Origin of the sequence: Pseudomonas sp. CC120222-01a (genome assembly GCF_003097235.1) — a bacterium.
GTDB lineage: Bacteria > Pseudomonadota > Gammaproteobacteria > Pseudomonadales > Pseudomonadaceae > Aquipseudomonas.
In genome coordinates this window covers 145843-172065 of record NZ_QEQQ01000005.1, presented here as the reverse complement: position 1 = coordinate 172065, position 26223 = coordinate 145843, and the positions used below count along the sequence as shown (strand labels likewise).

The 26223-nt window shown below is 64.4% G+C and carries 26 protein-coding genes; 13 read left to right on the top strand and 13 right to left on the bottom strand.

Annotated features, from left to right (window positions below; all coding sequences use genetic code 11):
• Positions 1-2: 2 nt before the first annotated feature.
• The 6 genes from N430_RS09220 to N430_RS09195 form a co-directional block, all read right to left on the bottom strand.
• On the bottom strand, positions 3-1067 hold the full coding sequence (locus N430_RS09220; RefSeq protein WP_110635879.1) for an imelysin family protein: 1065 nt from the start codon (positions 1065-1067) through the stop codon (positions 3-5).
• 19 nt (positions 1068-1086) lie between these two features.
• Positions 1087-2514: a di-heme oxidoredictase family protein gene (locus tag N430_RS09215; protein ID WP_110635882.1), complete on the bottom strand. Its 1428-nt coding sequence runs from the start codon at positions 2512-2514 to the stop codon at positions 1087-1089.
• A gap of 278 nt (positions 2515-2792) precedes the next feature.
• The gene (locus N430_RS09210; protein ID WP_110635884.1) at positions 2793-4130 is read right to left on the bottom strand and encodes an imelysin family protein; all 1338 of its coding nucleotides are present in this window, start codon (positions 4128-4130) and stop codon (positions 2793-2795) included.
• A 159-nt stretch (positions 4131-4289) separates the two neighbouring features.
• Positions 4290-6341: a bifunctional diguanylate cyclase/phosphodiesterase gene (locus N430_RS09205; protein WP_110635887.1), complete on the bottom strand. Its 2052-nt coding sequence runs from the start codon at positions 6339-6341 to the stop codon at positions 4290-4292.
• A 237-nt stretch (positions 6342-6578) separates the two neighbouring features.
• Complete coding sequence (locus tag N430_RS09200) at positions 6579-7175, bottom strand: superoxide dismutase (RefSeq protein ID WP_103449282.1); 597 nt, start codon at positions 7173-7175, stop codon at positions 6579-6581.
• Between the two features lie 191 nt (positions 7176-7366).
• Positions 7367-7966, bottom strand: a complete 600-nt coding sequence (locus N430_RS09195) for a LysE/ArgO family amino acid transporter (protein ID WP_110635890.1) — start codon at positions 7964-7966, stop codon at positions 7367-7369.
• A gap of 90 nt (positions 7967-8056) precedes the next feature.
• Between N430_RS09195 and N430_RS09190 the strand changes: the two genes are divergently transcribed.
• The 3 genes from N430_RS09190 to N430_RS09180 all read left to right on the top strand — a co-directional run bounded on the left by N430_RS09190 (position 8057) and on the right by N430_RS09180 (position 10897).
• The gene (locus N430_RS09190; protein ID WP_110635893.1) at positions 8057-8947 is read left to right on the top strand and encodes a LysR family transcriptional regulator ArgP; all 891 of its coding nucleotides are present in this window, start codon (positions 8057-8059) and stop codon (positions 8945-8947) included.
• 45 nt (positions 8948-8992) lie between these two features.
• Entirely contained in the window at positions 8993-9988 is a 996-nt protein-coding gene (locus N430_RS09185; RefSeq protein ID WP_110635896.1) for an NAD(P)-dependent oxidoreductase, read from the top strand.
• Between the two features lie 87 nt (positions 9989-10075).
• Positions 10076-10897 carry an ATPase gene (locus N430_RS09180; protein WP_110635899.1) on the top strand — a complete coding sequence of 274 codons (822 nt, stop codon included), beginning with the start codon at positions 10076-10078 and terminating at the stop codon, positions 10895-10897.
• 39 nt (positions 10898-10936) lie between these two features.
• Here N430_RS09180 and N430_RS09175 read toward each other — a convergent pair whose 3' ends face one another.
• Complete coding sequence (locus N430_RS09175; RefSeq protein WP_110635902.1) at positions 10937-11986, bottom strand: alkene reductase; 1050 nt, start codon at positions 11984-11986, stop codon at positions 10937-10939.
• Between the two features lie 17 nt (positions 11987-12003).
• Complete coding sequence (locus N430_RS09170) at positions 12004-12306, bottom strand: helix-turn-helix transcriptional regulator (RefSeq protein ID WP_054885082.1); 303 nt, start codon at positions 12304-12306, stop codon at positions 12004-12006.
• Between the two features lie 152 nt (positions 12307-12458).
• Here N430_RS09170 and N430_RS09165 point away from each other — a divergent pair, with 152 nt between their 5' ends.
• Entirely contained in the window at positions 12459-13043 is a 585-nt protein-coding gene (locus tag N430_RS09165; RefSeq protein WP_110635905.1) for an ACP phosphodiesterase, read from the top strand.
• Positions 13044-13113: 70 nt separating this feature from the next.
• On the opposite strand, the gene N430_RS09160 is transcribed toward N430_RS09165, so the two are convergent.
• Together N430_RS09160 and olsB are read right to left on the bottom strand one after the other, a co-directional pair.
• Positions 13114-13902 (bottom strand): lysophospholipid acyltransferase family protein, encoded by a 789-nt coding sequence (locus N430_RS09160; protein ID WP_110635908.1) that lies wholly within the window; start codon positions 13900-13902, stop codon positions 13114-13116.
• On the bottom strand, positions 13902-14657 hold the full coding sequence (gene olsB / locus N430_RS09155; RefSeq protein ID WP_103449290.1) for an L-ornithine N(alpha)-acyltransferase: 756 nt from the start codon (positions 14655-14657) through the stop codon (positions 13902-13904). Before olsB ends, N430_RS09160 begins: the two co-directional genes overlap by 1 nt.
• Before the next feature lie 147 nt (positions 14658-14804).
• On the opposite strand from olsB, the gene N430_RS09150 reads away from it, so the two are divergent.
• The 6 genes from N430_RS09150 to N430_RS09125 all read left to right on the top strand — a co-directional run bounded on the left by N430_RS09150 (position 14805) and on the right by N430_RS09125 (position 19651).
• Entirely contained in the window at positions 14805-15692 is an 888-nt protein-coding gene (locus N430_RS09150) for an acyl-CoA dehydrogenase (protein ID WP_110635911.1), read from the top strand.
• A 171-nt stretch (positions 15693-15863) separates the two neighbouring features.
• Positions 15864-16943 (top strand): serine hydrolase, encoded by a 1080-nt coding sequence (locus N430_RS09145; RefSeq protein WP_110635914.1) that lies wholly within the window; start codon positions 15864-15866, stop codon positions 16941-16943.
• Positions 16940-17236, top strand: a complete 297-nt coding sequence (locus tag N430_RS09140; protein ID WP_110635916.1) for an amidase — start codon at positions 16940-16942, stop codon at positions 17234-17236. Before N430_RS09145 ends, N430_RS09140 begins: the two co-directional genes overlap by 4 nt.
• Before the next feature lie 44 nt (positions 17237-17280).
• Entirely contained in the window at positions 17281-17862 is a 582-nt protein-coding gene (locus N430_RS09135) for a YceI family protein (protein WP_110635921.1), read from the top strand.
• A gap of 1 nt (position 17863) precedes the next feature.
• Entirely contained in the window at positions 17864-19021 is a 1158-nt protein-coding gene (locus N430_RS09130) for a phosphatidylserine/phosphatidylglycerophosphate/cardiolipin synthase family protein (protein WP_110635924.1), read from the top strand.
• A gap of 51 nt (positions 19022-19072) precedes the next feature.
• Positions 19073-19651, top strand: coding sequence for a DJ-1/PfpI family protein (locus tag N430_RS09125; RefSeq protein WP_054885073.1), 579 nt, complete (start codon positions 19073-19075; stop codon positions 19649-19651).
• A gap of 142 nt (positions 19652-19793) precedes the next feature.
• On the opposite strand, the gene N430_RS09120 is transcribed toward N430_RS09125, so the two are convergent.
• A complete protein-coding gene (locus tag N430_RS09120) occupies positions 19794-20192 on the bottom strand; it encodes a nuclear transport factor 2 family protein (protein ID WP_110635927.1) in 399 nt (132 codons plus the stop codon).
• A gap of 115 nt (positions 20193-20307) precedes the next feature.
• On the opposite strand from N430_RS09120, the gene N430_RS09115 reads away from it, so the two are divergent.
• Positions 20308-20898, top strand: coding sequence for a GNAT family N-acetyltransferase (locus N430_RS09115; RefSeq protein WP_110635930.1), 591 nt, complete (start codon positions 20308-20310; stop codon positions 20896-20898).
• Positions 20895-21767: a carbon-nitrogen hydrolase family protein gene (locus tag N430_RS09110; RefSeq protein ID WP_110635933.1), complete on the top strand. Its 873-nt coding sequence runs from the start codon at positions 20895-20897 to the stop codon at positions 21765-21767. Before N430_RS09115 ends, N430_RS09110 begins: the two co-directional genes overlap by 4 nt.
• 104 nt (positions 21768-21871) lie before the next feature.
• Here the strand turns inward: N430_RS09110 and N430_RS09105 are convergent, their stop codons facing one another.
• The gene (locus N430_RS09105) at positions 21872-23395 is read right to left on the bottom strand and encodes a fumarate hydratase (protein ID WP_110635935.1); all 1524 of its coding nucleotides are present in this window, start codon (positions 23393-23395) and stop codon (positions 21872-21874) included.
• 250 nt (positions 23396-23645) lie between these two features.
• Here N430_RS09105 and N430_RS09100 point away from each other — a divergent pair, with 250 nt between their 5' ends.
• Positions 23646-24566 carry an iron-sulfur-binding ferredoxin reductase gene (locus N430_RS09100; RefSeq protein ID WP_110635938.1) on the top strand — a complete coding sequence of 307 codons (921 nt, stop codon included), beginning with the start codon at positions 23646-23648 and terminating at the stop codon, positions 24564-24566.
• Between the two features lie 129 nt (positions 24567-24695).
• On the opposite strand, the gene pyk is transcribed toward N430_RS09100, so the two are convergent.
• Complete coding sequence (gene pyk, locus N430_RS09095) at positions 24696-26150, bottom strand: pyruvate kinase (RefSeq protein WP_110635940.1); 1455 nt, start codon at positions 26148-26150, stop codon at positions 24696-24698.
• Positions 26151-26223: the final 73 nt, after the last annotated feature.

Genomic DNA, 26223 nt, shown 5'->3' with positions numbered 1-26223 from the left:
GATCAGTCACCGTCGTTGGCATTGAAGCCCAGCTGGATGTTCAGCGCCTTGGCCAGGTCGCCTTCGTGCAGGCGGTGGACGGCGTTGAGGGCATCGTAGATCTGGTTGAGGGTCTGTTGACCGGCGTCGTCGGCCAGCAGCTCGCCGAGGGTCTTCTGGTTGTCGGCCAGCAGTTTGAGCGCCGTAGCGTAGGCGTCGTCGATCTTCTGCGCCAGGGCTTTCTGATCGCCGGGCAGCAGGTTGCGCAGGCCCTGGTTGTCGACCCCGACCCACACGGCCTGGGCGGCCTTGAGGGTGGCTTCCAGGCTCTTCAGCGAGGAATGGCTGCGCCAGGCTTCGGCTTGCAGCGGCTGCGGGATGCCCTTGCTCTGGCGGCCCATCGGCGCACCCAGTTTCTTCTTCAGGGTGTCCAGGGCGGTGACCTGGGAGCGCAGCAGGTCGGCGATCGCCTCGTGGGAGTCGGCGTAGCGCTGGTTGGGGAACTTGGTCATCTGCGACAGCATGCCGTCGGTGCTGTTCCAGGTCTTGAGGATGTCTTCGGCGAGGACCTTCTGGTGATCGGCGATGGCGACCAGCAGCGGGCAGTAGCGGGCTTTCTGCTCGGCCGTGGCGATGTCCGGCTTGCTGTCGAAGAGGATGTACTCGTAAGCCGACAGGCCGCGAACCACGACGCTGGCCTTGCCCAGGGCGGCGGCATCGACCGGCTTGTCGCCGTTGACCAACTGCTCGACCTGGCGGCCGACCAGGTTCTTCTTGTCAGGCCAGAACTGTACCTGCCAGGCGCGGTTGCCTTCGGCCAGCGGGCCGACCAGCAGCGGTTGCAGTTCGGCCCAGGCTTTTTGCGCATTGAGGAAGTCGGCACGTGCGGTGTCCAGGCTTTCCTTGCCTTCACAGTAGGCCAGGGCGCTGGCAGCCAGCTGGCGGTCGGCTTCGACCCAGCGGCTGTAGGTCGGCAGGATCACCTGCTTGGCGATGGCGGCGGAAGTCACCGCCTGCGGGTCCTGCGGCGAGCAGGCACCCAGGGCGAGTGCGGCGAGGCTGGTGAACAACAGTTTGGGTCGGAACATGCCCGGCTCCTTGCGCGTTTTAAAGTGAGTTCAGGAAAGCCAGCAACGCGGCGCGCTGCTCGGCATTGAAGGTCAACACATGGTCGCGCGCCGCCTGGGCTTCGCCGCCGTGCCAGAGCACGGCTTCGAGCAGGTTGCGGGCGCGGCCGTCATGCAGGTACTGGGTGTGGCCACTGACGGTTTCGGTCAGGCCGATGCCCCACAGCGGCGGGGTACGCCAGTCCTGGCCATTGGCGGCGAATTCGGTGCGCTCGTCGGCCAGGCCTGGGCCCATGTCGTGCAGCAGCAGGTCGCTGTAGGGGCGAATCACCTGGTTGGCCAGCTCCGCTTCGGCGGTGTTGGCAGCGGTGGTGAACTGCGGGATGTGGCAGGCCTGGCAGCCGGCCTGGAAGAACAGGTTCTTGCCGGCCAGCACTTGCGGTGCGCCGACGTCTCGACGGGCAGGCACGCCGAGGTTGCGGGTGTAGAAGGTGACCAGGCGCAGGATGTTGTCGCTGACTTCCTTCTCGTCACCTTCGCCGTTGCCATTGGGCGCGGCCAGGCAGTCGACCTGGGCCGGGGTGCAGTCGTCCTTTGGCTGCAAGGTGCTGGTCAGGCCCATGTCACCGTTGAAGGCATGCACGTTCTGCTGGTTGACGTTGGGCTGCCCGGCCTTCCAGCCGAAGCGGCCGATCACGGTCTTGCCCTGTGCGTCATCCCAGACCCGGTTGGCGCGGCCGCGGATACCGTCGTGGTTGCGGTCGTCCGGGTCTTCGTTGGCCAGGATGTCGGCTTCGGGGATGGCTTCGAGCAGGCCCAGGCCGATCATCGGCGGGGCGACGCGGGCCGAGAAGCGCGTGTCGGGATGCATGGGGCCGTAGCCAAGCTGAGTGATCTGCAGGGCCGGGCGGCGCAGCTCGACCGGGTGGCCGTCCTTGAAGGTGACGGTCTGGGTGGTGTAGTTCACCCGCACCTTGCCCTCTGGTGCCACGCCGGGAATGGCCATGTCCTGCAACTGCGTGCCGTAGACGGGCTCGGGGACCACGCCCAGGCGCTCGATCTCCTTGGCCAGGTAAGGCTGATCGGGGATCGACAGGCGCACCAGCATGCCCACGGCATTGCTGTCGCCCGGCTCCGGCGGGTGCCCGCGGCCATCGCGCACGTGGCAGTTCTGGCAGGCCGTGGTGTTGAACAACGGGCCCAGGCCGTCTCGCGCGGTGGTAGTGGAGGGGGCGATCACCCAAGGGCTGCGGAAGAAGCTGTTGCCCACGGCGAAGTCCAGGCGACGCTCGGCCGAGAGGTTGGCCGAAGGCAGGGAGAATGCCTTGCGGTCGTCGCGCTGGACCGTTGCCTGGCCGCCAGACATTGCTTCGCCGGGCTCGGCCTGGGTGAAACGCGGGGCGTCGTCACAGGCGGCAAGGGCGAGGGCCAGCAGCAGAGGGAAGAGTCGGGACAGCGACGAGGACATGCAAAATCCTGGGCGTGGACGAAAAACCGGCGTGCAAGCTTAGCAGGCCGGCGTAATTTGAATAAGAGCAATTTGCAATTACGGGGGTGAAAAGGATGTGAAATGCCAGCATTTTCATGTGCTGTGCCGGCCCTTTCGCGGGGCAAGCCCGCTCCCACAGGGACCGCACAAGGCCTGAGCCTGTGGAGGTCTTGTGGGAGCGGGCTTGTCCCGCGAAAGGGCCGGCACAGAAAAAAGGCGACCCGAAGGCCGCCTCTGTTTGACACTCGTGCCGCGAATCAGAATTCGTGATCGGCGGTGTCCGGATTCAGGTTGGCAATACCCAGCTTGCCAGCAGCCTGCTCGATCGAGCCGGTCTGCTTGACCAGCGAGGCGATGGCGTCGCGCACGATCTGGTTGCCGGCAGCGTTGTCGGCAGCGATCAGCTGGTCGTAGTGCTCACCCTTGAGTGCGTGGTCGACCATGACCTGGATCTTCGCCTGGGTGGCGTCGAGGTCGGCCTTGAGGGTGGTGTCGGCAGCCGGGTCAGCCTTGGCCACCAGCGACGACAGGCTCGGGCCGGTCATCTTGGTGCCGTCGACGCGGGTGTACTCACCCAGGTAGACGTTACGGATGCCCAGGGCGTCGTAGAAGTGCGAGTAGTGGGTGTTGTCGCTGAAGCAGTCCTGCTCGTCTTCCGGCGAGTTGGCTTCCAGCGAAACCTTCATGCGCTCGCCGGCCAGTTCGCCCAGCGACAGGCTGCCCATGCCGAACAGCATCTTGCGCAGGCCATCGGCAGCCGGTTCGGCTTCCAGGGTGGCGCGGTAGTTGTCGGCGACGTTCGGTGCCCAGTTGCCGACCATCACTTCGAGGTCCTTGACCAGCAGCTCGGTGACCGCTTTCAGGTAGGCACGGCGACGGTCGTTGTGGCCGCCGGTGGCGCCTTTGCCTTCCAGGTAGTCGGACGCCGGGCGGTTGCCTGCGCCTGGGCCGGTGCCGTTGAGGTCCTGGCCCCAGAGCAGGAATTCGATGGCGTGGTAGCCGGTAGCGACGTTGGCTTCGGAACCTGCCAGTTCGTTCAGGCTGGCCAGCTTCTCAGGGGTGATGTCCTTGACGTCGACCTTCTCTTCGCCGACCTGGATCTCGGTGTTGGCGATGATGTTGGCGCTGGCCGCCGGGTTGCCCAGGGCGTGCTCGTAGCTCTTGTCGACGTAGTCGATCAGGCCTTCGTCCAGCGGCCAGGAGTTCACCTGGCCTTCCCAGTCGTCGATGATGGTGTTGCCGAAGCGGAACGCCTCGCTCTGCAGGTACGGAACGCGTGCGGCGGCCCAGGCCTCTTTGGCGGCCTTCAGGGTTTCGTCGTTGGGCTTGGCAAGGAATGCGTCGACGGCGGTCTGCAGGGTCTTGGCGGTGCTCAGCGCGTCGCCGTACACGGCATAGACCATTTCGGCGTAATGCTTGACCACGGCTTTGCCGGCCGCTTCGTCGACAGCCCCGGGCGCCGCAGCGGTGGTGCTGGCAGCAGCAGGTGCCTGAGCTTGCGGAGCGGCGGCCTTGTCATCCTTGCTTTCGCCACAACCGGCGAGAGCGATGGCGATGGCCAGCAGACTGGCGGAGGCCAGAGGCATACGAATCATTATTGGTTTTCCTGCGTCGTGTGGTTGGACCAAGGGGTTAGGCCGTGCGCCGTGGCACGCGAAACGGCAACATCATGCGAAAGATTTGCATTTGCTGTAAAGGGGTGGGCGCGCAATTCATGTAAATGCGCGTCACGGCCGGTAATCGGGGGGCAAGCGTTACAGCGCGGAGACCTGATTGCGCTGGGCTTGTTTGAGGAAATTGGTCAGTTCGCGGGCCGACAGCGGCTTGCTGTAGTGGTAGCCCTGACCTTCATGGCAACCCTGGGCGATGATGTAGGTTTCCTGCTCGGCGGTTTCCACGCCTTCGGCGATCACCTGCATCCCCAGGCTCTTGCCCAGCTGGATGATGGCGCGAACGATGGTGGCGTCGTCATCGTCGTCGAGCAGGTCCTGGACGAAGCTCTTGTCGATCTTGATCTTGTCCAGCGGCAGTGACTTCAGGTAGCTGAGCGACGAGTAGCCGGTACCGAAGTCGTCGATGGCGATCATCGCCCCGGAGCGGCGCAGGCTCAGCAGGTGCTGGGCGGCGGTGCTGATGTCTTCCATCAGGCCGGTTTCGGTCACCTCCAGCTCCAGGCTGCGTGGCGGCAGGCGGTAGGCCTGCAGCAGGTTGTTGACCACCCGTGGCAGCTCGTTGTGGTGCAGTTGCACGGTGGACAGGTTGACCGCCATGCGCAGTTCGCTGAAGCCCAGGTCGTGCCATTCGCGCAACTGCCGGCAGGCCTGGTCGAGTACCCACTCGCCGATGCTGATGATGCTGCCGTTCTGTTCGGCCAGCGGGATGAACTGGTCGGGCGGAACCATGCCCAGCTCCGGGTGCTGCCAGCGCAGCAAGGCCTCGACGCCGACCACGCGGTGGTCGCGGTAGCTGATCTGCGGTTGATAGACCAGGTACAGCTGATTGCGCGGCAGTGCTTCGCGCAGGTCCTTTTCCAGCTCGCGGCGGCGGCGCATTTCGCTGTCGACGCTGGCAATGTAGAACTGGTAGCGGTTGCGCGAGCGGGCCTTGGCCAGGGTCATGGTCTGCTCGGCTTTCTGCAGCAGCTTCTCGGTGCTGTCACCGTCCTCAGGGAACAGGGTGATGCCGATGGTGGCGCGCAGGCGGATCTGCTGGTGGTCGAGGCCGAATGGCAGTTCCAGGTCGTCGAGGATGCTCTGGGCCAGTTCCGCCGCCTCGTAAGGCTGCTCGATATTGGCCTGGACCAGGGCGAACTGGTCGCCACCCAGCCGCGCCAGGGCACCGAGGCGGCCACTGTGCGCGCGCAGGCGGTCGGCCAGGGCCAGCAGCAGCTGGTCGCCGGTCTGGTAGCTGAACTGCTCGTTGATGCCTTTGAAGTCGTCCAGGCCCACGCACAGCACGGCCACGCGATGCTGCAGGCGGCCGGCGTCGGCGAGGATCTTGTCGAGCTGCTCCTGCAATTGCTGACGGTTGGGCAGGCCGGTGAGGAAGTCGTACTGGGCCATGCGCTGCAGACTGTTCTCGGCTTCGTGGCGCAGGTGGGTGTTGCGCTCGATCGAGGCCAGCAGCTGGTTGGCGGTGTTGACCCAGATGCCCAGCTCGTTCTTCTCGTGGCCCTTGAGCAGCGGGATCTGGTGCTGGCTGGGGCGGTCAGGGTTGATCTGGGTAAGGTGCTCGATGATCTTCGACAGCGGTTTGGTCAGCAGCCAGTGGTAGACCAGGTACAGCACCAGGCCCATGGCCAGGGCGCGCAGCACCCCGGAAATGAAGATGATCACCGCATTGACCAGGAAATCTTCGCCATAGGACGACGTATCGAGGGTGATGCTCAAGTCGCCGTAGTATTCGCTGTACGGGCCACGGCCGACCAGCTGGGTGGTGTAGGTGCGTTCCTGGCCGAGGATCGGGTCGGTCAGCCAGCGCATCGACATGTCCTGCAACGGGCGGGACTTTTCCGCCAGCATGGTTTCGTTGGGGTGGCCGATCGAGGCCATGCGCACCGACTCGTCCTGGAACAGGCCTTCCATCACCTGCATGCCCATTTCCCGGTCGAGGCTGTACACCGCTTGGGTGGAGGGGTCGCGGAACATGTCGAGAATGCGTTGGGCGTCGTTGTTGACGGCCTGGCGGGTCTTGTAGGTGTCGTAGACGATCTGCGCGCAACTGAGGACGACGCCGACCGCCAGCGCCGAAAGGAGCACGACCCTGAGCAACTTGACCGACAAGCTGTTCCGCAATTCCAGCTTCAATGGGGTTTCCTTAATCCATGCGCATGACATCATTTTGCCATTAACGTTGGCAATACACTATCGGCCGACCTTGGGTAGTGTATCGGTTGCCCGACCCTGCAACTTGAGTGCGCGGTATCAAACTTCCAGACGGTTGATGTTAGCGTGCTATACGCGCTGAGCAAGACCCTGCGGGAAAACTGTCAGGCAAGAAAAAGCCCGGCACATGGCCGGGCTTTTCGTTCAGGGCTGAATGAATCAGGCCTTGAAGGTCTTGCCTTCGAACTGCTCGGCAACGAATTTCCAGTTGACCAGGTTCCAGAACGCCTCGACGTACTTCGGACGCAGGTTGCGGTAGTCGATGTAGTAGGCGTGTTCCCAGACGTCGCAGGTCAGCAGCGGGGTGTCGCCGCTGGTCAGCGGGCAGCCGGCGCCGATGGTGCTGGCCAGGGCCAGGGAACCGTCAGCTTTCTTCACCAGCCAGCCCCAGCCGGAACCGAAGGTGCCGATCGAAGTCTTGGAGAACTCTTCCTTGAACTTGTCGAAGGAACCGAAAGCGGCGTTGATGGCATCAGCCAGGGCGCCGGTCGGCTGGCCACCGGCGTTAGGTGCCAGGCAGTTCCAGTAGAAGGTGTGGTTCCAGACTTGAGCGGCGTTGTTGAAGATACCGCCCGAAGAGCTCTTGACGATCTCTTCCAGGGTCTTGCCTTCGAATTCGGTGCCTGGGACCAGGTTGTTCAGGTTCACGACATAGGTGTTGTGGTGCTTGTCGTGGTGAAACTCCAGGGTTTCCTTGGAGATGTGCGGCTGCAGGGCATCGTGGGCGTACGGCAGCGGCGGCAATTCAAAAGCCATGGTGGATCTCCTGATTCAGGTCTGTTTGCGGTTTGCGCAAGGCCGATCACGGGCGGCCCGATGTACGTCGGCGAGTTTGTACTCTTTGCGACGCAAGGGCTGGATCATAGCACCGGGCCCGGCGCATAACCACGCAACAAAGATAGGGAATAGAGGTTCCAGAGCGGTTGGCGGCCGCCGACCGGCGGCCTTCAATTGAAGATCAGCTGCGCGGCCACGGCGAACATCATCACCGCCACCATCAGGTCGAGCATCCGCCAGGTGGCCGGGCGAGCCAGCCACGGTGCCAGCCACGCGGCACCGATCGCCAGGGTCGAGAACCACAGCAGCGAGGCACTGGCGGCGCCCGCCACATAGGCGCCAGGCACAGTCTGCTGGGCACCGAGCGAGCCGATCAGCAGCACGGTGTCGAGGTACACGTGCGGGTTGAGCAGGGTAACCGCCAATGCGCTCAGCAATACCGCCCGGCGCGAGCGCATGCCCTGGCCTTCCTGGTGCTGCAGGCTCTGTTTGGAAAAGGCACTGCGCAGGGCCTTGGCGCCGTACCAGATGAGGAACACTGCGCCACCCCAGCGGGCGATGGCAAGCAATGTCGGGTTGTGCGCCAGCACCGTGGCCAGGCCAAACACCCCGGCTGCCACCAGAATGGCGTCACAGACGATGCACAGCGCGGCCACTGGCAAGTGGTGCTCGCGGCGCAGGCTCTGGGCGAGGACGAAGGCGTTTTGTGCACCGATGGCCATGATCAGGCCGAAGGCCACCAGCATGCCGTTGAGATAGCTTTGCCACATGGCGAATACTCCAAACAAGATGCTGGATATTGTGGCGAGTGTCGCTGTATAAGAAAAACAAATAGAGCTGATCCGTCATTAGGAAAATCGATGTTCGACTACAAGCTGCTGGCTGCCCTCGCGGCGGTGATCGAGCAAGGCGGTTTCGAACGTGCCGCGCAGGTGCTGGGGCTGTCACAGTCGGCCATTTCGCAGCGCATCAAGTTGCTTGAAGCGCGGGTCGGCCAACCGGTGCTGGTGCGTGCTGCACCGCCGAGCCCGACCGAGGTCGGCCGGCAATTGCTCAACCATGTGCAACAGGTACGGCTGCTTGAACGTGACCTGCAGCGCCAGGTACCGGCGCTGGACGAGGAGGGCATGCCCGAGCGTCTGCGCATCGCCCTCAACGCCGACAGCCTGGCGACCTGGTGGTCCGGTGCGGTGGGGGCATTCTGCGCCGAGCATCAGTTGCTCACCGACCTGGTGGTGGAAGACCAGGAGGTCGGCCTCAAGCGCATGCGTGCCGGTGAAGTGGCAGCCTGCCTGTGTGGCAGCGAACGGCCAGTGGCGGGTGCACGCAGCCTGCCGTTGGGGGCCATGCGCTATCGGGCGCTGGCCAGCCCAGGGTTCATGGCGCGGTATTTCCCGCAGGGTTTCGCGGCGCAGCGGCTGGCCCGCACGCCGGCCATCGTCTATGGGCCGGACGATTTCCTGCAGCACCGTTACCTGGCTTCGCTGGGAATTCAGGACGGCTTTCTGCATCACTTGTGCCCGTCGTCCGAAGGCTTTCTGCGCATGACCGAGGCTGGTCTGGGCTGGGGCCTGGTACCCGAGTTGCAGGCGCGTGAACAGTTGGCCAACGGCCAGTTGGTGGAAATCTGCAGCGATACCCCCATCGATGTGCCGTTGTACTGGCATCATTGGCGCAACGGCGGGCACCTGCTCGCGCAACTGACCGAACACCTGCGGCACACGGCACGGCATTGGCTGGTGCCCTTGTAGCGGCGGCTGGCGTCTGTTGCATCTGAAATCAAGGCGGAGTCATACATGCAAATTCTGGTCACCGGCGCGAGCGGCTTCATTGGCGGGCGCTTTGCGCGCTATGCCCTGGAGCAAGGCCTGGCTGTGCGGGTCAGCGGCCGGCGTGCCGAAGGCGTGGAGCACCTGGTCAAGCGAGGTGCGCAGTTCATCCCTGGCGACCTGGGTGACCCTGAACTGGCCCGTCGCCTTTGCCAGGGGGTCGAGGCCGTGGTGCACTGCGCGGGCGCGGTGGGTAACTGGGGGCGTTATCAGGACTTCTACCAAGGCAACGTGGTGGTCACGGAAAACGTCGTCGAGGGCTGCCTCAAGGAGCATGTGCGGCGCCTGGTGCATTTGTCGTCGCCGTCGATCTATTTCAACGGCCGTTCGCGCGTGGGTATCCGTGAAGACCAGGTGCCGCGCCGTTTTCACGACCACTATGGGCAAACCAAGCATATCGCCGAGCAGAAAGTCTTCGGTGCTCAGGAGTTCGGCCTGGAAGTGCTGGCGCTGCGCCCACGTTTCGTCACCGGGGCCGGTGATGCGAGCATCTTCCCGCGCTTGATGCAGATGCAGCGCAAGGGCCGGGTGGCGATCATCGGCAACGGCCTGAACAAAGTCGATTTCACCAGCGTGCACAACCTCAACGAGGCACTGCTCAGCGCGCTGTTCGCTGAAGACCGCGCCTTGGGCCAGGCCTACAACATCAGCAACGGCCAGCCGCTGCCGCTGTGGGACGTGGTCAACTACGTGATGCGCCAGATGCAGTTGCCACAGGTTACCCGTTACCGTTCCTATGGCTTGGCCTACAGCCTGGCGGCCTTGAACGAAGCGGCCTGCATGCTTTGGCCCGGGCGCCCACAGCCGACCTTGTCGCGTTTGGGCATGCAAGTCATGAGCCGTGATTTCACCCTGGATATCAGCCGTGCCCGCCAATACCTGGATTACCAGCCCAAGGTCAGCCTGTGGACCGCGCTGGATGAATTCTGCGCCTGGTGGAAGCATCAACCGCACGGTCAGTGAACCAGATGCGCAGATGTTGGTCATCAGTGCGCCGCACGAGCGGTTTATACTCATGTCTCTTTGCTACCACCGCGGTTGAAGCCACCTATGCGTAACGATGCCAACGACGATTTCAATGATGTGCCCACCTTGCGGGCAGGTACTCCCGATGACGACGAGTTGCTCCCGGCGCACGTCTCGCGCAGCCGCCAGAAGGCCGCCAAACCGGCCAGCAACGGGCCGCTGTGGGCATTGCTGGGGGCAGCGTTCATCGCCTTGGCGGGGCTTGGCTGGTGGAGCTTCCAGCAGATTTCGCTGATGGAGCAGCAACTGGTGGCTACCCAGGAAAGCTTTGCGCGGATCAGCGAAGAAGCCGCCGGGCGTTTGCAGGCAATCAGCGGCAAGGTCGATGCCAGCGAGACCACGAGTACCACCGGCAGTGAAGCACTGAAGTTGCAGATCCGTCAGTTGCAGGCCAGCCTGGCCGAGCAGGGCAAGCAGCAGCAAGGTGTGGCAGGGCAGGCGGGTGACCTGGGCAAGCGCCTGGAGCAGGTGCTGGCCGATACCCGTGAGCAGCAGAAGGCGGTGACCGAGCTGCAGACCCAGTTGCAGGCACAGTTGAAAGCGGTGAACGGCGAGCTGGCGGCGCTGAAGTCGGGGCAGGTGGATGGCGGCAAGCTCGATGGTCAGTTCAAGAGCCTTAACGATGAGGTGGCTGCACTGAAGAAGCAGGGCAATCAGAAAGCCGCGATCGACAGCCTGGAGCAGGATGTGCTGGTGCTCAAGACCCAGATGGAAAACCGCACGGCATCGTCGAGCGGGGCGTCGGTGCAGGAGTTCGATGCGTTCCGCGGGCAGACCACGCGCAACCTCAACACCTTGCAAAGCCAGATTCAGAACCTGCAACAGCAGATCAATTCCCGGCCTTGAAAGTGCAGGGGAGGGCTTTGCCCTCCCCGGCGATCTCAATTACAGGCGCGGGTAGTCGATGTAACCCACCGGCCCTTTGCCATAGAAGGTCTCCGGATGTGCCTCATTCAACGGCGCATCCGCCGCCAGCCGCGCCGGCAGATCAGGGTTGGCGATAAACGGCACGCCAAATGCCACCGCATCGGCCTTGCCCGCCGCCAATGCAGCATTGGCACTGGCCTTGTCGAAGCGCTCGTTGACGATGTAAGGCCCGCCAAATGCCGCTTTGATCAGTGGGCCGATGCTGTCGTCGGCTTCCTTCTCCCGCGAGCAGATAAAGGCAATGCCGCGTTTACCCAGCTCGCGCGCCACGTAGGTGAAGGTCTCGGCGCGGTCGGCATCGCCCATGTCGTGGGCATCGGCCCGTGGCGCCAGGTGCACGCCGACGCGGCCTGCTCCCCAGACTTCAATGGCCGCATCGGTCACTTCCAGCAGCAGCCGTGCGCGGTTTTCCAGCGAGCCGCCGTAGCGGTCGGTGCGCTGGTTGGTGCTGCTCTGCAGGAACTGGTCGAGCAGGTAGCCGTTGGCGCCGTGAATCTCCACGCCATCGAAGCCAGCGGCCTTGGCGTTCTCGGCACCACTGCGGTAGGCCTCGACAATGTCGGCGATCTCTTCGGTTTCCAGTGCACGCGGGGTCGGGTAGCCGCTCAGCGGGCGCACCAGGCTGACGTGGCCTTTGGCCTGGATCGCGCTGGGGGCCACCGGCAGCTCACCATTGAGGTAGCTGGGGTGGGAGATACGGCCAACGTGCCACAGCTGCAGGAAAATGCGCCCGCCAGCGCCGTGCACGGCCTGGGTGACGTTGTGCCAGCCACGTACCTGCTGGTCATTCCAGATGCCGGGGGTGTCGGGGTAGCCGACGCCCATCGCGCTGACCGATGTCGCCTCGCTGAGAATCAGGCCGGCACTGGCACGCTGCACGTAGTATTCGGCCATCAGCGCATTGGGCACGCGGCCTTCATCGGCGCGGCAGCGGGTCAGCGGGGCCATGATGATGCGGTTGGGCAGTTGCACGTCGCCCAGTTGGATCGGATCGAAAAGCGTGGTCATAACGGTTACCTGCCTTGTCAAAGCGCTTGGCGCAGTTGTTCGAGGAACGCCTCGATGGTGGCTTCGTTGCGTTTGAAGAAGTGCCACTGGCCGACCTTCTGGCTGCTGATCAGGCCGGCCCGCTGCAAGGTGGCCAGGTGGGCAGAGACGGTCGATTGCGACAGCCCGCAGCGCTGGTCGATCTGCCCGGCACAGACGCCGTTCTCGGTGCTGTGGTACTGGTCGGGGAATTGCGTTGCCGGGTCTTTCAGCCAGCTGAGGATTTCTCGCCTGACCGGGTGGGCCAGTGCTTTTATGATTTCGTCGAGATCGAGTGGCATGGGTTGAGGCTCGTGCTGTAGCGGTATATCGCGATAGGGCGAAACGTACATCGGTATTTCGCGATATACAAATATGAAGACGTTCTGAGCTGAGCACGAATCGCTATATCGCGTTATAACGATATACGTGACGGCGGTGCTAGACTGCGTCCATGAACTACCTCGCACACCTGCACCTGGGCGGCCCGGCGCCGCAACAACTGCTCGGCAGCCTGTATGGCGACTTTGTCAAAGGCTCGCTGGAGGGGCGCTTCCCGCCTGCGCTGGAGGCGGCGATCCGGCTGCACCGGCATATCGACAGCTACACCGACCAGCATCCCTTGGTGCTGGCGGCGCTGGCGCGTTTTCCGCGGGAGCGGCGGCGTTTTGCCGGGATCGTCCTGGACGTGTTTTTCGACCATTGCCTGGCGCGGCACTGGGGGGATTACGCCGAGCAGCCGCTGGCGCAGTTCACCGGGGATTTTTATCAGGTGCTGCTGGCCGAGCCCGAGCTTCCGGGGCGGCTGGCGCGGATTGCGCCGTTCATGGCGGCGGATGACTGGCTGGGAGCGTATGGCGATTTCGCCACGTTGGAGCAGGTGTTCAACGGCATTGCCCGACGCTTGTCACGGCCGGAGGGGATGGTTGGGGTGATGGATGAGCTGGAGCGGTTGTATGAGCCGTTGCTGGCGGATTTTCGCGAGTTTTATCCACAGTTGCAGGCGTTTGCTGCGGCAGGAAGACTGTCTGACAGCTGAGCCTTGTGTTGTCTGTACTGGCCTCTTCGCGGGCAAGCCCGCGAAGAGGCCAGTAAAGGTAATAAAAGAATCAAGCCGCGCGCGCTTGACGCCTTGGAGCCACCGCCACTTCCTCGACTCCGAACAACGCCATGTGAATCGCCTGTTGCGCCTGAAACGCCAGCGCCGCACGTTCCTTCTCGACGCTGCCTATCGGCTTCAACATGTGAATGCACACTTCACCCCGAGGCTCGGCAAACAAGCGCATCAGGTGCGAAACCAGGTCATCGTCGCCAATGAACGGCGCAATCGGGTCTGCCTCGCCATTGCGCAGGTACTGAATGGCCACTGGCTGCACGGCCACGCCTTGGTCGATGGCACCGGCCAGCAGGCGGCCGTGGAAGGTGCGCAGCTGGCGCCCGTCGGTGGTGGTGCCTTCGGGGAAGATCAGCAGCGGCCGTGCCTGCCCCAGCTGGTCGCTGATCTGTTCGCGCAGGCGCTGGCCGTCACCACCGCCGCGGCGGATGAACAACGTCCCGGCCTTCTCCGCCAGCCAGCCGGCCACCGGCCAATGGCGGACCTCGGCCTTGGACAGGAACGACAACGGCAGCAGCATGCCGAGCAGGGGAATGTCGGTCCAGGATACGTGATTGCTGACCCACAGCATCGGCCGTTGTGGCAGTTCACCGATCACCCGCACCTCGAAGGGCAGGGCGCCGACCAGTCGCTTCATGAACCAGCAGGACCAGCGCTGGCGAAGTTCAATGGATGCCTTGATCCCCAGTCGCTCGCCTACGGCGATGACAGCGGCCATGAGCATGCCGAGCGACAGCACCAGCAGCAGCCGCGAGAGGCGGGCGAGCACCCGCAGGCCAGGCATCAGACCGCTGCCTTGAAGTGGCGGGCGTAACGCGGGCAGAGGTCGTCACGCTTGAGCAGGATGAACACGTCGGCCACCTGGAAATCCTCGTCCCAGCACGGCTCGCCGCAGATCTTCGCGCCCAGGCGCATGTAGGCCTTGAGCAGCGGTGGCATTTCGGCGATGACGTTGTTCGGCAGGGCCAGGCTGGGCAACGGGTTTTTCGGCTCGGCACGCAGGTGCTCGGTGCACAGATAGCGCTCGCGAAGGCGCTGCATGACCGCGTGGGCCTGCACGCCGCCGTCCTGCATGGGGATGCTGGCGCAACCCATCAGGTAGCTGTAGCGGCCCTCGTTGAGCACTTCGGCCAGTTCGCCCCAGAGCACGGCGATGGTGCCGCCGTTGCGGTACTCCGCAGCGACGCAGGTGCGGCCCAGTTCGAGGATCGGGCCCTGCAGTTGCAGCAGGCCGTGCAGGCTGAATTCTTCTTCGCTGTAGAAGCGCCCCAGGCTGCTGGCGGCCTGGTGGTCGAGCAGGCGGGTGGTGGCTACCAGCTCGCCAGTGCTCAGGTCGCGCACGCCGATGTGGCGGCAATGTACGTCGTAGTCATCCATGTCCAGGCCCAGTTCGGCGCCTTTGAGCTTGGCCTTGAATTCTGCGCTGAACACCTTGTAGCGCAGGGCCTGGGCTTCCTGCAGGGCCGCGGCGCCCACCAGGCGTTCGGCTTGCAGACGGCGTTCAGTGCTGTTGTCGCCAGAGTGAGCGATCCGAGTCATTACGAGTCTCCATAAGCCAGCCATGAAGGGTTGCGGCCGGTCGGCTTTGTTGTGCAAAGTCAGCCTAGGTAGGCGCGGTGTCACCCCTGTGACTCTTTGGTGATGCTTGCATGACACCCCAGAACAGCCCCCTTGAAGGAGCGTCCGATGGCCTGGTTGCAACGACTCAACGACCCCCTCCGCCAGCCCCTGGCCGGCACCTTGGGCGAGACCTATACCGCGCAGCTCGAGCGCCTTGGCGCGGTTGCCCCGTTCGAACTGGCGGTGCTGGGCGGGCGCGCGATGGCCACGCCGGGCCTGGCCTTTCTCATCGGTTACCAGGCCGCCCTGCGCGTGCTGTGGCCCAGTGCACCCGCCAGCCTTGGCGCGTTGTGCGCCACCGAGCGGCGCAGCGTGCGCCCGGCGGACATGCATACCCGGCTGGTCGGTTTGCGCCTGAACGGCAACAAGGATTTCGTCACCGCCGGCCTGGATGCCGAGTGGCTGCTGGTGGCCGCACGCAGCGAAGCGCTGGGTGAAGCGCCACGGCTGAGCCTGGCGGTGGTTTACCCGGGGGAGGCTGGGGTGTCGCTGGAGGCACTGCCGACCCTGCCGCTGATGCCCGAGGTGGGGCATGGCCGCTTGCACTTGCAGGACGCGGCCTGTGAGCTGCTGGCTGGCGATGGTTGGGATGCATACGTCAAACCGTTCCGCTCGCTGGAGGACTTGTACGTGCTCGCGGCGCTGACCGCCTGGCTCTATGGGGTGGGGCAGGAGTGCGGCTGGCCGCAGGAGCTTCGCCTGCGTCTGCTGGGTTTGTTGGCGGGATGTGCCGAGGGCAGCCGGCAGTGTGCCGACAGTGTTGGCTGCCATTTGTTGCTGGGGGGATTGTTCTCGCAGTTTCAGGAACTGCGCGGGGCGATCGACAAAGCGCTGCTGGCGGGGCCGGAGCAATGGGCGCAGCTGTGGCAGCGGGATCAGGGCGTATTGGCATTGGCCACTGCGGCCCGGGAAAAGCGTCTGGCCAAGGCTTGGTTGGCAGCAGGGTTGTCATGAAGGCCTGAGAAACTGTGTGATCTTTTAGATCCCGGGGCCGCTTTGCGGCCCTTTCGCGACACAAGGCCGCTCCCACAGGAACAGCGCAGACCTCAGGATTTGCACTACTCCTGTGGGAGCGGCCTTGTGTCGCGAAAGGGGCGCGCAGCGGCCCCACAGCAGGCGATGAAGATGAAAGCATTTGCGTTGCTTCTTGCTTTAACGGTGAGTCCCGCCTGGGCCGAAGTCTGGCCCGAACCGGACTGGCCAATCGACAACACCGCCCTCGACTGGCAGGCCGTCGACGCCTACGCCTTCCCGGAGCGCGACGCTGGCGAACGCAGCGGCATCCGCACCGACGCCCTGCTGATTATCCGTGACGGTCGCATCCTCCACGAACGTTACAGTGCCCCCTCCACCGCCAATACCGCGCACCTGACCTGGTCGGTCAGCAAGAGCGTGCTGGCCACCGTGCTCGGCGTCGCCCAGGGTGAAGGCCGTTTCCAGCTGCAAGACCCGGCCGCACGCTTCTACCCGCCGATGCAGGCCCATCCTGACGTACACCTGGCCGACCTGCTGCACTGGGCCAGCGGCCTGGACTGGCAGGAAGACTACGAGTACGCACCGTTGAAGTCCTCCGTCGTGGCCATGCTCTATACCCGTGGGCGCGACGACATGGCGGCCTATACCGCCGCCCGCGCCGGCGCCGAAAAGCCGGGCCAGCGCTTTCTTTACTCCAGCGGCGACAGCAACGTGCTGGCAGCCGCCTTGCGCGGCATGCTCGATGCCGGCACCTATGCCGACTACCCCTGGCAGGCACTGTTCACTCCGCTGGGTATCGACAGCGCGGTCTGGGAGCGTGATGGCGCAGGTACGTTCGTTGGCTCTTCCTACCTCTATCTCAGTGCCCGGGACCTGGCGCGCATCGGCTTGCTGATGCAGCGCGATGGCCGCTGGCAAGGTCGCCAGCTGCTGCCGCCGAGCTGGGTTGCCTTCAACCGCACAGCGTTTACCCAGGCCGCGGCGATGCCCGGCGAAGCCAACCCGGGCGGACACTGGTGGCTCAACCTGCCATTGCCGGGCAGCCCGACACCGTGGCCTGACGCCCCGACCGATACCTACGCCGCGCTCGGTCATTGGGGCCAGGCGCTGTATATCGTGCCGTCGCAGAAACTGCTGATCGTGCGCTATGCCGATGACCGTGACGGCAGCTACCAGCACAACGAACTGCTCAAGCGGGTGCTGGCGGCGCTGGCCAAGGAGGGCGCATGAAGCGCGTGCTGTTGCTGGTGATCGTCGCCTTGCTCGGCTGGGCCTGGCTGGAGCGCCAGGCGCTGGCGGACTTCCCGGGCATCCTGTCGGCCTATTCGGCCAAGGAGTACTGCTCGTGCCGCTTCGTCATGGGCTTTGACGAGGCCTATTGCCGGGGCTATGTGAAGCAATGGTTGCCCCTGAGCCGGCTGGAAGAAGACGGCCCACAACGACGGGTTACCGCCGAGGGCCTGGGCCAGCGCAACCAGGCGGCCTGGCAAGGCGCGCAGGCAGGCTGCCGCTTGCTGCCGTGAGGGCGGGCGGGTAAGGTTGGCGGTCAAGTTTCACGAGACCTGTCATGTTCAAGCTGCCCCGTTTCCTGCCTGCCCTGTTGCTGGCTTTGTGCCTGCCCGCCCACGCCAACTGGCACCTCGATGGCGAGTCTTCACGCCTGTCATTCGTCACCGGCAAGAACGGCGATACCGCCGAGGTACATCGCTTTCTGGTATTGCACGGCAGCGTCGACCGCAAGGGTACGGCTGCGCTGAGCATCGAGATGGACTCGGTGAGCAGCGGTATCCCGCTGCGTGACGAGCAGATGCGCGACAACCTGTTCGAGGTGGAGCGCTTCGCCGAGGCGAGCGTGAAGGCGCAGATCGAGCTGCGGCCAATCAATGACCTGGCTGATGGCGCACAGATCGAACTGCGCCTGCCGCTGACCGTCACCCTGCATGGCCAATCGCACAGTTACAACGCGCTGCTGCTGGCCACTCGCCTGGATGAGCGGCGCTTTCAGGTGGTGACGCTCGAACCGCTGGTGCTGCGAGCCTCGGACTTCGGTCTGTTGCCAGGGCTGGAAAGCCTGCGCAAGTTCGCCAAGCTGAAATCCATCAACCCGTCGGTACCGGTCAATGCGGTACTGATCTTCAACGCTCGCTGACATGCCGGGGCCGGTCTTCCCCTGGCGGGGCGGCAATGAGTTCGAACTGCTGATCGACGGCCCCGAGTTTTTTCCGCGCATGCTGCAGGCAATCCTGCGCGCCGAGTTCCAGGTCGACCTTGAGCTGTACCTGGTCGAAGCCGGTGCCTGCGCCGAGGCGGTGGTCGAGGCGCTGGAGCAGGCAGCATTGCGGGGTGTACGGGTGCGTTGCCTGTTCGACGACTATGGCTCGCTGGCCTTTACCGCAGCGCTGCGCCAGCGCTTGCTGGAGGCCGGGGTGTACTTGCGCTGGTACAACCGCCTGCGCTGGAAACGGGGTTTTCGCAACCTGTACCGCGACCACCGCAAGCTGTTGCTGGTGGACGAGCGCTGGGCGGTGGTGGGTGGCACGGGCGTCACCGACGAGTTCTGGACGCCGGGTGAGACAGCCAGTGAATGGCACGAGGTGATGGTACAGATGCGAGGACCAGTGGTGAACGACTGGCAGTTGCTGTTCGACCGCCAGTGGCAAGCCAACAACCGCCGCACCGCCTGGCGCCCGGCCGAGGGCTTCGGCCTGCCGCGCCTGCCCAAGGTGCCGGCGCAAGGCCAGGGCATGGGCCGGGTGGCCTATGCCGACGCCCGTCAGCACCAGGACATCCTGCATTCGCTGGTCCGGGCGATCAACAGTGGCAAGCAGCGGGTGTGGCTGGCCACGCCTTACTTCCTGCCGACCTGGAGCGTGCGCCGGTCGTTGCGCCGTGCCGCCAGCAAAGGCGTCGACGTGCGTTTGCTGTTGACCGGGCCACGCACCGACCATCCTTCGGTGCGTTATGCCGGGCACCGCTATTACCCTCGATTGCTGCGTGCCGGGGTGCGCATCTACGAATACCAGCCTTGCTTCCTGCACCTGAAGATGGTGCTGATCGACGACTGGGTCAGTATCGGTTCGTGCAACTTCGATCACTGGAACCTGCGCTTCAACCTGGAGGCCAACATCGAGGCGCTCGACCCGCCGTTGACGGCTGCCGTGCAGGCCAGCTTCGAGCGTGATTTTGCCTTGAGCGAGGTGGTCGACCTGGACCACTGGCATGCCCGGCCGCTGTGGCGTCGGGTGAAGCAGCGCGTATGGGGCTGGCTGGACCGGCTGGTGGTCAACTTGCTCGACCGGCGCGACTGAGAGCGGCTATCGTGCAGTGACTGTCCCTAAGCTATCGAAGGAGTGGATGCGATGACGGCGAAGAAGATTCTCATGCTGGTTGGCGACTATGTCGAAGATTACGAAGCCATGGTGCCGTTCCAGGCACTGAGCATGGTCGGCCACACGGTGCATGCGGTGTGCCCGGAGAAGGTCGCGGGGCAGACCGTGCGCACGGCGATTCATGATTTCGAAGGCGAGCAGACCTACAGCGAGAAGCCTGGGCACAATTTCGCCCTGAACTACGACTTCGTACGGGTGCGGGCCGAGGGTTACGACGCGTTGCTGATCCCCGGCGGCCGGGCACCGGAGTACCTGCGCCTGGATGAGAAGGTGCTGGAGCTGGTGCGAGCGTTCGACCAGGCCGGCAAGCCGATTGCGGCGGTGTGCCATGGCGCGCAGCTGCTGGCGGCAGCGGGTGTGCTGGAAGGGCGCGAGTGCAGTGCGTATCCGGCCTGTGCGCCGGAGGTGCGCCTGGCCGGGGGCACGTTCATCGATATCGCGGTGGACCAGGCGCATGTCGATGGCAACCTGGTGACCGCGCCCGCCTGGCCTGCACACCCGGCGTGGCTGGCGGCCTTCCTCAAGGTGCTGGGCACCCGTATCGCCTGATTGACCTGGCCTTGTAGGAGCGGCCTTGTGTCGCGAAAGGGCTGCGAAGCAGCCCCGGCGATATCAGCGGCGGAGCTCACATCTTGGGGCCGCTGCGCGCCCCTTTCGCGACACAAGGCCGCTCCTACAAGGATCGCAGCGCTTAGGCAACTTGCTCAACCCAATCATTGAGGTTGTAGTAGTTGGTGACCCGGGCAATCTTGCCGCAATGAATGTAGAAAAAGGCCCCCGCCGGCAGCACGTAGGTCTGCCCATTGGCCGCAGGCAACCCTTCGTCGTCGGCCAGGTATTCGCCATGCACGGTGAACTCCGCCGCCGCCCGGCTGCCGTCGGCGTTCTGCATCACCACGATGTCGGCCAGGCGTTCGCGGTAGCAGCGGTTCATCTTGTCCATGAACGCGGCGAATTTCGCTTTGCCCATGTGCCGCTCGCCCTGGTTGATGTCGTGGATCACGTCTTCGCTGAGCAGTGCCAGGAACGCGGGCATGTCGCCCGCATTGAAGGCGGCGTAGTAAGCATTTACCAGTTCGGTAGCGGTCATGGAACAATACCTGTCGTGTAGGGAAAAGGCGGTGTGCTGGCTCGGATGATAGGGTTTCCCCTCAAGCCCGGCTTAGCCGAGCGCGTCATCCACATCGACAAAACGACCGCCAAGCATGGAAATACGCCTGTTGCACGGCGCCGCTATCGCGCCTTACATCGATGACCTCGCTCGCCTGCGCCTGACCGTGTTTCGCGAGTTTCCCTACCTTTACGACGGCACCCCGGAGTACGAGGCCGACTACCTGGCCAGCTATGCCCGCTCTGGGCGCAGCCTGGTGGTGCTGGCCCTGGACGACGGCCAGGTGGTGGGCGCCTCGACCGGCCTGCCGCTGGTGGATGTAGCCTCTGAGTTCCAGCAGCCGTTCCTGGCCCTGGGGCGCGACCCGGCCAGCGTCTACTATTTCGGTGAGTCGCTGGTACTGCCGGAGTACCGTGGCCGAGGCCTGGGCGTGCGCTTCTTCATCGAGCGCGAGTCCTATGCCCACAAACTGGCCGAATTCGACTTCTGCGCGTTCTGTGCCGTGGAGCGCCCAGGTGTGCACCCGCGCCGGCCTGCCGACTACAAACCGCTGCACGGGTTCTGGCGCAATCGTGGCTTCCTGCATGACCCCTCCCTGCGCACTCGCTACGCCTGGCGCGACCTGGACGAGCAGGAAAGCTCGGAAAAGATCCTGTCGTTCTGGACCAAGGAACTGCCGATTTGATCCGCCTCGCGGCCTGCCAGTACGCCATCGAGCTGCATGAAACCTGGGATGCGTATGCTGACCACCTGCAGGCCTTGTGCGCCGAGGCAGTGGAGGCGGGTGCTGAACTGCTGCTCATGCCGGAATACGCCGGGCTGGTGCTTAGCGGCCAGTTACCGGCCGAGCAGCGTGGCGACCTCCTGGCTTCGATCGCCGGCATCCAGCCGCTGATCGAGCCGTGGCTGGCGTTGTGCGAAGGAATTGCCCGGCGCTGGGGCATCTACCTGCAACCAGGCAGCCTGCCGGTGCTCGACCTTGATGGGCGGTACCGTAACCGTGCCTGGCTGTTCGGCCCCAAGGGTGTGCTCGGCTATCAGGACAAGCTGATGATGACCCGCTTCGAGCGGGAGCAGTGGGGCATTGCTGCAGGTCAAGGGTTGCAGGTGTTCGACACCGATCTTGGGCGCCTGGGCATCCTGATCTGCTATGACAACGAGTTCCCGATGCTGGCGCGGCGCCTGGCTGAGGGTGGTGCCGACCTGATCCTGGCGCCGAGCTGCACCGACACCGAGGCGGGCTACCACCGGGTGCGCATTGGTGCGCAGGCACGGGCACTGGAAAACCAGATTGCCGTGTTGCAAAGCCCGACGGTAGGGGTGGCACCCTGGTCGCCGGCACTGGATGAGAACATCGGCCGGGCTGGGCTGTTCGTTCCGCCGGATCACGGGATGCCGGGGGACGGGGTGATCGCGTTGAGTGAGGCGTTGAGCCCGGTGAGCAGCCAGTGGCTGGTGTGCGAGGTGAATCTTGAGGAAGTGCGGCGGGTGAGGCAGGAGGGGCAGGTGTTTACCCGCAGGGACTGGCCGGAGCAATTTGACAGAATTGTGTAGAACCGTTGCGGCCTCTTCGCGGGTAAACCCGCTCCCACAGGGGGATTGCGATCCCTTGTGGGAGCGGGTTCACCCGCGAAGAAGTCAACACGGTTGCAGCAGGCTTACTTCACTTCGACTGCCAGGCTCTGGGCAATCTTGCTCTGCCACAGGGCAGGGCCAGTGATGTGCACCGACTCACCGTTGCTGTCGACAGCGACGGTCACCGGCATGTCCTTGACCTCGAACTCGTAGATCGCTTCCATGCCCAGCTCGGCGAAGGCCAGGACCTTCGACTTGCGGATGGCCTGGGCAACCAGGTAGGCAGCGCCACCCACGGCCATCAGGTACACGGCCTTGTTGTCCTTGATCGCTTCGATCGCGGTCGGGCCACGCTCGGACTTGCCGATCATGCCCAGCAGACCGGTCTGCTCGAGGATCTGGCGGGTGAACTTGTCCATGCGGGTGGCAGTGGTCGGGCCGGCTGGGCCTACCACTTCGTCACCGACCGGGTCGACCGGGCCGACGTAGTAGATGAAGCGACCTTTGAGGTCCACCGGCAGTTCTTCACCGCGGTTGAGCATCTCGACCATGCGCTTGTGTGCGGCATCGCGGCCGGTGAGCATCTTGCCGTTGAGCAGGATGGTCTCGCCCGGCTTCCAGCTGGCAACTTCTTCCGGGGTGATGTCGTCGAGGTTCACGCGGCGGGCGCTCGGGCCGGCTTCCCAGACGATTTCCGGGTAGGCGTCCAGCGACGGAGCTTCCAGCTCGGCCGGGCCGTTGCCGTCGAGCACGAAGTGGGCGTGACGGGTGGCGGCGCAGTTCGGGATCATGCACACCGGCAGCGAGGCGGCGTGAGTCGGGTAGTCCATGATCTTGACGTCGAGCACGGTGGTCAGGCCACCCAGGCCCTGGGCGCCGATGCCCAGCTGGTTGACCTTCTCGAACAGCTCCAGGCGGATCTCTTCGAGGCGGTTCTGCGGGCCACGGGCTTTCAGTTCGTGGATGTCGATGGACTCCATCAACACTTCCTTGGCCATGACCGCAGCCTTCTCGGCGGTACCGCCGATGCCGATGCCGAGCATGCCAGGCGGGCACCAGCCAGCGCCCATGGTCGGAACGGTCTTCAGCACCCAGTCGACGATCGAGTCGGACGGGTTGAGCATGGCCATCTTCGACTTGTTCTCCGAGCCGCCGCCTTTGGCTGCGACGTCGACTTCGACCTTGTCGCCCGGGACGATGGAGTAGTGGATGACGGCCGGAGTGTTGTCCTTGGTGTTCTTGCGGGCACCGGCCGGGTCGGCCAGGATCGAAGCGCGCAGGACGTTTTCAGGCAGGTTGTAGGCGCGACGCACACCTTCGTTGATCATGTCGTCGACGCTCATGGTGGCGCCATCCCAGCGCACGTCCATGCCCACGCGGATGAACACGGTGACGATACCGGTGTCCTGGCAGATCGGGCGGTGGCCGGTGGCGCACATGCGCGAGTTGATCAGGATCTGGGCGATCGAATCGCGTGCAGCGGGCGACTCTTCACGCAGGTAGGCTTCGTGCATCGCCTGGATGAAATCGACGGGGTGGTAGTACGAGATGAATTGCAGGGCGTCGGCGACGCTCTGAATCAGGTCGTCTTGCTTGATCACGGTCATGCAGCGCGCTCCTCTTAAAGACGGGAACATTCAAAAAGACGCTCGACGGTGCCGACCAGCGTGTCGAAGCGCCTTGCAAGGCGCGCCGGCAGGCTGGCCGACGCAAAAGGGCGCGGCAGTATAGCGCGCCTCACCGCGCGAAACACCTGCGCGTGGTCTGGACCATGGTCGGCAGGAGCCAGGCATCCTTTTTGCTGCCAATGCGCGCTTGGCATACAGTGACCCGGTGATCGATGGAGACAGACTTACCATGCCCGAACTTTGCGTGGGCGCGCGCCGCTGGACGGTGCCGACCGGCAGCAACCTGCTCGATGCCCTCAACGAGGCCGGTTTCAACGTGCCCTACAGTTGCCGTGCTGGCAGTTGCCACGCCTGCCTGGTGCATTGCCTGGATGGGCAGCCGGCGGATGCCTTGCCCGAGGCCCTGGCGCTGGACAAGCACGCCCAGGGCTGGCGCCTGGCCTGCCAGTGCCGGGTAGTCGACGACCTGCGCGTGGCTGTGTTCGACCCGCAGCAGGACGGCGTGCCGGCGCGAGTTTGCGCGGTGGACTGGTTTGGCGACGTGCTGCGTTTGCGCCTGCGTCCCGAGCGGGCGTTGCGTTATCAGGCGGGGCAACATGTGGTGTTGTGGTTGGGTGCGGTAGCTCGGCCTTATTCCCTGGCCAGCCTGCCGGGGGAAGATGATTACCTCGAATTTCATATCGATTGCCAGCGCGCAGGGGCCTTTTGCGACCAGGCCCGTGGGCTGAAGGCGGGCGATGAGTTGCGCCTGGGTGAGTTCAGGGGCGGGGCGTTGCACTACGACCCGGACTGGCAGGCGCGGCCGCTCTGGTTGCTGGCAGCGGGCACCGGCCTGGCGCCGTTGTGGGGCATCTTGCGTGAGGCATTGCGGCAGGGGCATCAAGGGGAGATTCGGGTGGTGCATGTGGCGCGGGATAGCGCTGGGCACTATCTGGCCGAGCCGTTGATGCAACTGAAGGGTGTGAAGGTCGAGCGGGTGCTGGCGGAGCAGATGGAGCAAGCGTTGGCGGGGTTGCGGCCGTCATCGCGGCAGACAGTGGCGCTGGTGTGCGGGGCGCCGGGGAGTGTCGAGCGGTTTGCCCGTCGGCTGTTTATTGCCGGGGTGCCGCGGGGGCAGGTGTTTGCTGATGTGTTCGTCGAGCATGCTTGAGTGAGCTGGGAGGGCTTTGCCCTCCTATCGCGACGCAAGGCCGCTCCCACATAGGGCGGTGTACGCCATTCCTTTGTGGGAGCGGCCTTGCGTCGCGAAAGGGCCGCAAAGCGGCCCCATTTGGAGCAATCAGCCGACCAGCGGATCACCGACGTGCAGGATCTTCATGCCGTTGGTGCCACCGATGGTGTGGTAGCTGTCACCCTTGGTCAGGATTACCCAGTCACCTTGCTCCACCAGGCCGCGCTTGAGCAGCTCGTCGACGGCCGCCTGGCTGACCTTGTCGGCCGGCAGCGACGCCGGGTCGAAGGCGATCGGGTAGACGCCGCGGAACATGTTGGCACGGGCCTGGGTGGCGCGGTGCGGCGACAGTGCGAAGATCGGCACGTGCGAACGCAGGCGCGACATGATCAGCGGGGTGTAGCCACTTTCGGTCAGGGCGATGATCGCCTTCACGCCCGGGAAGTGGTTGGCGGTGTACATGGCCGCCAGGGCGATGCTTTCGTCGCAACGCTCGAAGGTGGTGTGCAGGCGGTGGCTGGACTTCTGGCTGGTCGGGTGCTTTTCGGCACCGGAGCAGATACGGGCCATGGCCTGTACGGCTTCGATCGGGTAAGAACCGGCGGCGCTCTCGGCCGACAGCATCACCGCGTCGGTGTTGTCGAGCACGGCGTTGGCCACGTCGGACACTTCGGCACGGGTCGGCATCGGGTTCTGGATCATCGACTCCATCATCTGGGTCGCGACGATCACCGCCTTGTTGTTGCGGCGGGCGTGCTGGATGATCTTCTTCTGGATGGCGATCAGCTCGGCGTCGCCGATTTCCACGCCCAGGTCGCCACGAGCAACCATCACGGCATCGGAAGCGAGGATCAGCTTGTCGAGGGTTTCGTCGTCGGCAACGGCCTCGGCGCGCTCGATCTTGGCCACCAGCCAGGCGCTGCCGCCGGCTTCGTCACGCAGCTTGCGGGCGTATTCCATGTCGCTGGCGTCACGCGGGAAGGAGACGGCCAGGTAGTCCAGGTCCATTTCCGCGGCGAGCTTGATGTCGGCCTTGTCTTTTTCGGTCAGGGCCGGCGCGGTCAGGCCGCCACCTTTGCGGTTGATGCCTTTGTGGTCCGACAGCGGGCCACCGATGATCACCACGCAGTGCAGGGCGTCTGCGGTGGCGGTCTCGACGCGCATGACCACGCGGCCGTCGTCGAGCAGCAGTTCGTCACCAACGCCGCAATCCTTGACCAGGTCGGGATAGTCGATACCGACGATGTCCTGGTTGCCTTCGGTCAGCGGGTGGGCGGTGGAGAAGGTGAACTTGTCACCGATCTTCAGTTCGATGCGCTTGTTGGCGAACTTGGCGATGCGGATCTTCGGACCCTGCAGGTCGCCCAGCAGTGCGACATGGCGGCCGTTCTTGGCGGCGATGTCACGGATCAGGCGGGCGCGTGCCTTGTGCTCGTCCGGCGTGCCGTGGGAGAAGTTCAGGCGTGCCACGTCAAGGCCGGCGAGGATCAGCTGTTCGATCACTTCCGGCGAGTTGCTGGCGGGGCCAAGGGTGGCGACGATTTTGGTACGGCGGATGCTCATGCACAGACTCCTATAGTGAAGCGCAGCGAAAGGCTACTCCTCAATTGCGCTGTAGTCATTGTTCCGTTGCACT

Excerpts from the sequence above, each read along its gene's own strand:
- N430_RS09150 (WP_110635911.1), top strand. The coding sequence starts at position 14,805 with ATGGCCTGGTTGCAACGACTCAACGACCCCCTCCGCCAGCCCCTGGCC.
- N430_RS09215 (WP_110635882.1), bottom strand. The coding sequence starts at position 2,514 with ATGTCCTCGTCGCTGTCCCGACTCTTCCCTCTGCTGCTGGCCCTCGCC.
- N430_RS09145 (WP_110635914.1), top strand. The coding sequence starts at position 15,864 with ATGAAAGCATTTGCGTTGCTTCTTGCTTTAACGGTGAGTCCCGCCTGG.
- N430_RS09170 (WP_054885082.1), bottom strand. The coding sequence starts at position 12,306 with ATGCCACTCGATCTCGACGAAATCATAAAAGCACTGGCCCACCCGGTC.
- N430_RS09200 (WP_103449282.1), bottom strand. The coding sequence starts at position 7,175 with ATGGCTTTTGAATTGCCGCCGCTGCCGTACGCCCACGATGCCCTGCAG.
- N430_RS09175 (WP_110635902.1), bottom strand. The coding sequence starts at position 11,986 with ATGACCACGCTTTTCGATCCGATCCAACTGGGCGACGTGCAACTGCCC.
- N430_RS09100 (WP_110635938.1), top strand. The coding sequence starts at position 23,646 with ATGCCCGAACTTTGCGTGGGCGCGCGCCGCTGGACGGTGCCGACCGGC.
- pyk (WP_110635940.1), bottom strand. The coding sequence starts at position 26,150 with ATGAGCATCCGCCGTACCAAAATCGTCGCCACCCTTGGCCCCGCCAGC.
- N430_RS09120 (WP_110635927.1), bottom strand. The coding sequence starts at position 20,192 with ATGACCGCTACCGAACTGGTAAATGCTTACTACGCCGCCTTCAATGCG.
- N430_RS09185 (WP_110635896.1), top strand. The coding sequence starts at position 8,993 with ATGCAAATTCTGGTCACCGGCGCGAGCGGCTTCATTGGCGGGCGCTTT.
- N430_RS09160 (WP_110635908.1), bottom strand. The coding sequence starts at position 13,902 with ATGCCTGGCCTGCGGGTGCTCGCCCGCCTCTCGCGGCTGCTGCTGGTG.
- olsB (WP_103449290.1), bottom strand. The coding sequence starts at position 14,657 with ATGACTCGGATCGCTCACTCTGGCGACAACAGCACTGAACGCCGTCTG.
- N430_RS09165 (WP_110635905.1), top strand. The coding sequence starts at position 12,459 with ATGAACTACCTCGCACACCTGCACCTGGGCGGCCCGGCGCCGCAACAA.
- N430_RS09180 (WP_110635899.1), top strand. The coding sequence starts at position 10,076 with ATGCGTAACGATGCCAACGACGATTTCAATGATGTGCCCACCTTGCGG.
- N430_RS09190 (WP_110635893.1), top strand. The coding sequence starts at position 8,057 with ATGTTCGACTACAAGCTGCTGGCTGCCCTCGCGGCGGTGATCGAGCAA.
- N430_RS09220 (WP_110635879.1), bottom strand. The coding sequence starts at position 1,067 with ATGTTCCGACCCAAACTGTTGTTCACCAGCCTCGCCGCACTCGCCCTG.
- N430_RS09115 (WP_110635930.1), top strand. The coding sequence starts at position 20,308 with ATGGAAATACGCCTGTTGCACGGCGCCGCTATCGCGCCTTACATCGAT.
- N430_RS09105 (WP_110635935.1), bottom strand. The coding sequence starts at position 23,395 with ATGACCGTGATCAAGCAAGACGACCTGATTCAGAGCGTCGCCGACGCC.
- N430_RS09125 (WP_054885073.1), top strand. The coding sequence starts at position 19,073 with ATGACGGCGAAGAAGATTCTCATGCTGGTTGGCGACTATGTCGAAGAT.
- N430_RS09140 (WP_110635916.1), top strand. The coding sequence starts at position 16,940 with ATGAAGCGCGTGCTGTTGCTGGTGATCGTCGCCTTGCTCGGCTGGGCC.
- N430_RS09210 (WP_110635884.1), bottom strand. The coding sequence starts at position 4,130 with ATGATTCGTATGCCTCTGGCCTCCGCCAGTCTGCTGGCCATCGCCATC.
- N430_RS09135 (WP_110635921.1), top strand. The coding sequence starts at position 17,281 with ATGTTCAAGCTGCCCCGTTTCCTGCCTGCCCTGTTGCTGGCTTTGTGC.
- N430_RS09130 (WP_110635924.1), top strand. The coding sequence starts at position 17,864 with ATGCCGGGGCCGGTCTTCCCCTGGCGGGGCGGCAATGAGTTCGAACTG.
- N430_RS09195 (WP_110635890.1), bottom strand. The coding sequence starts at position 7,966 with ATGTGGCAAAGCTATCTCAACGGCATGCTGGTGGCCTTCGGCCTGATC.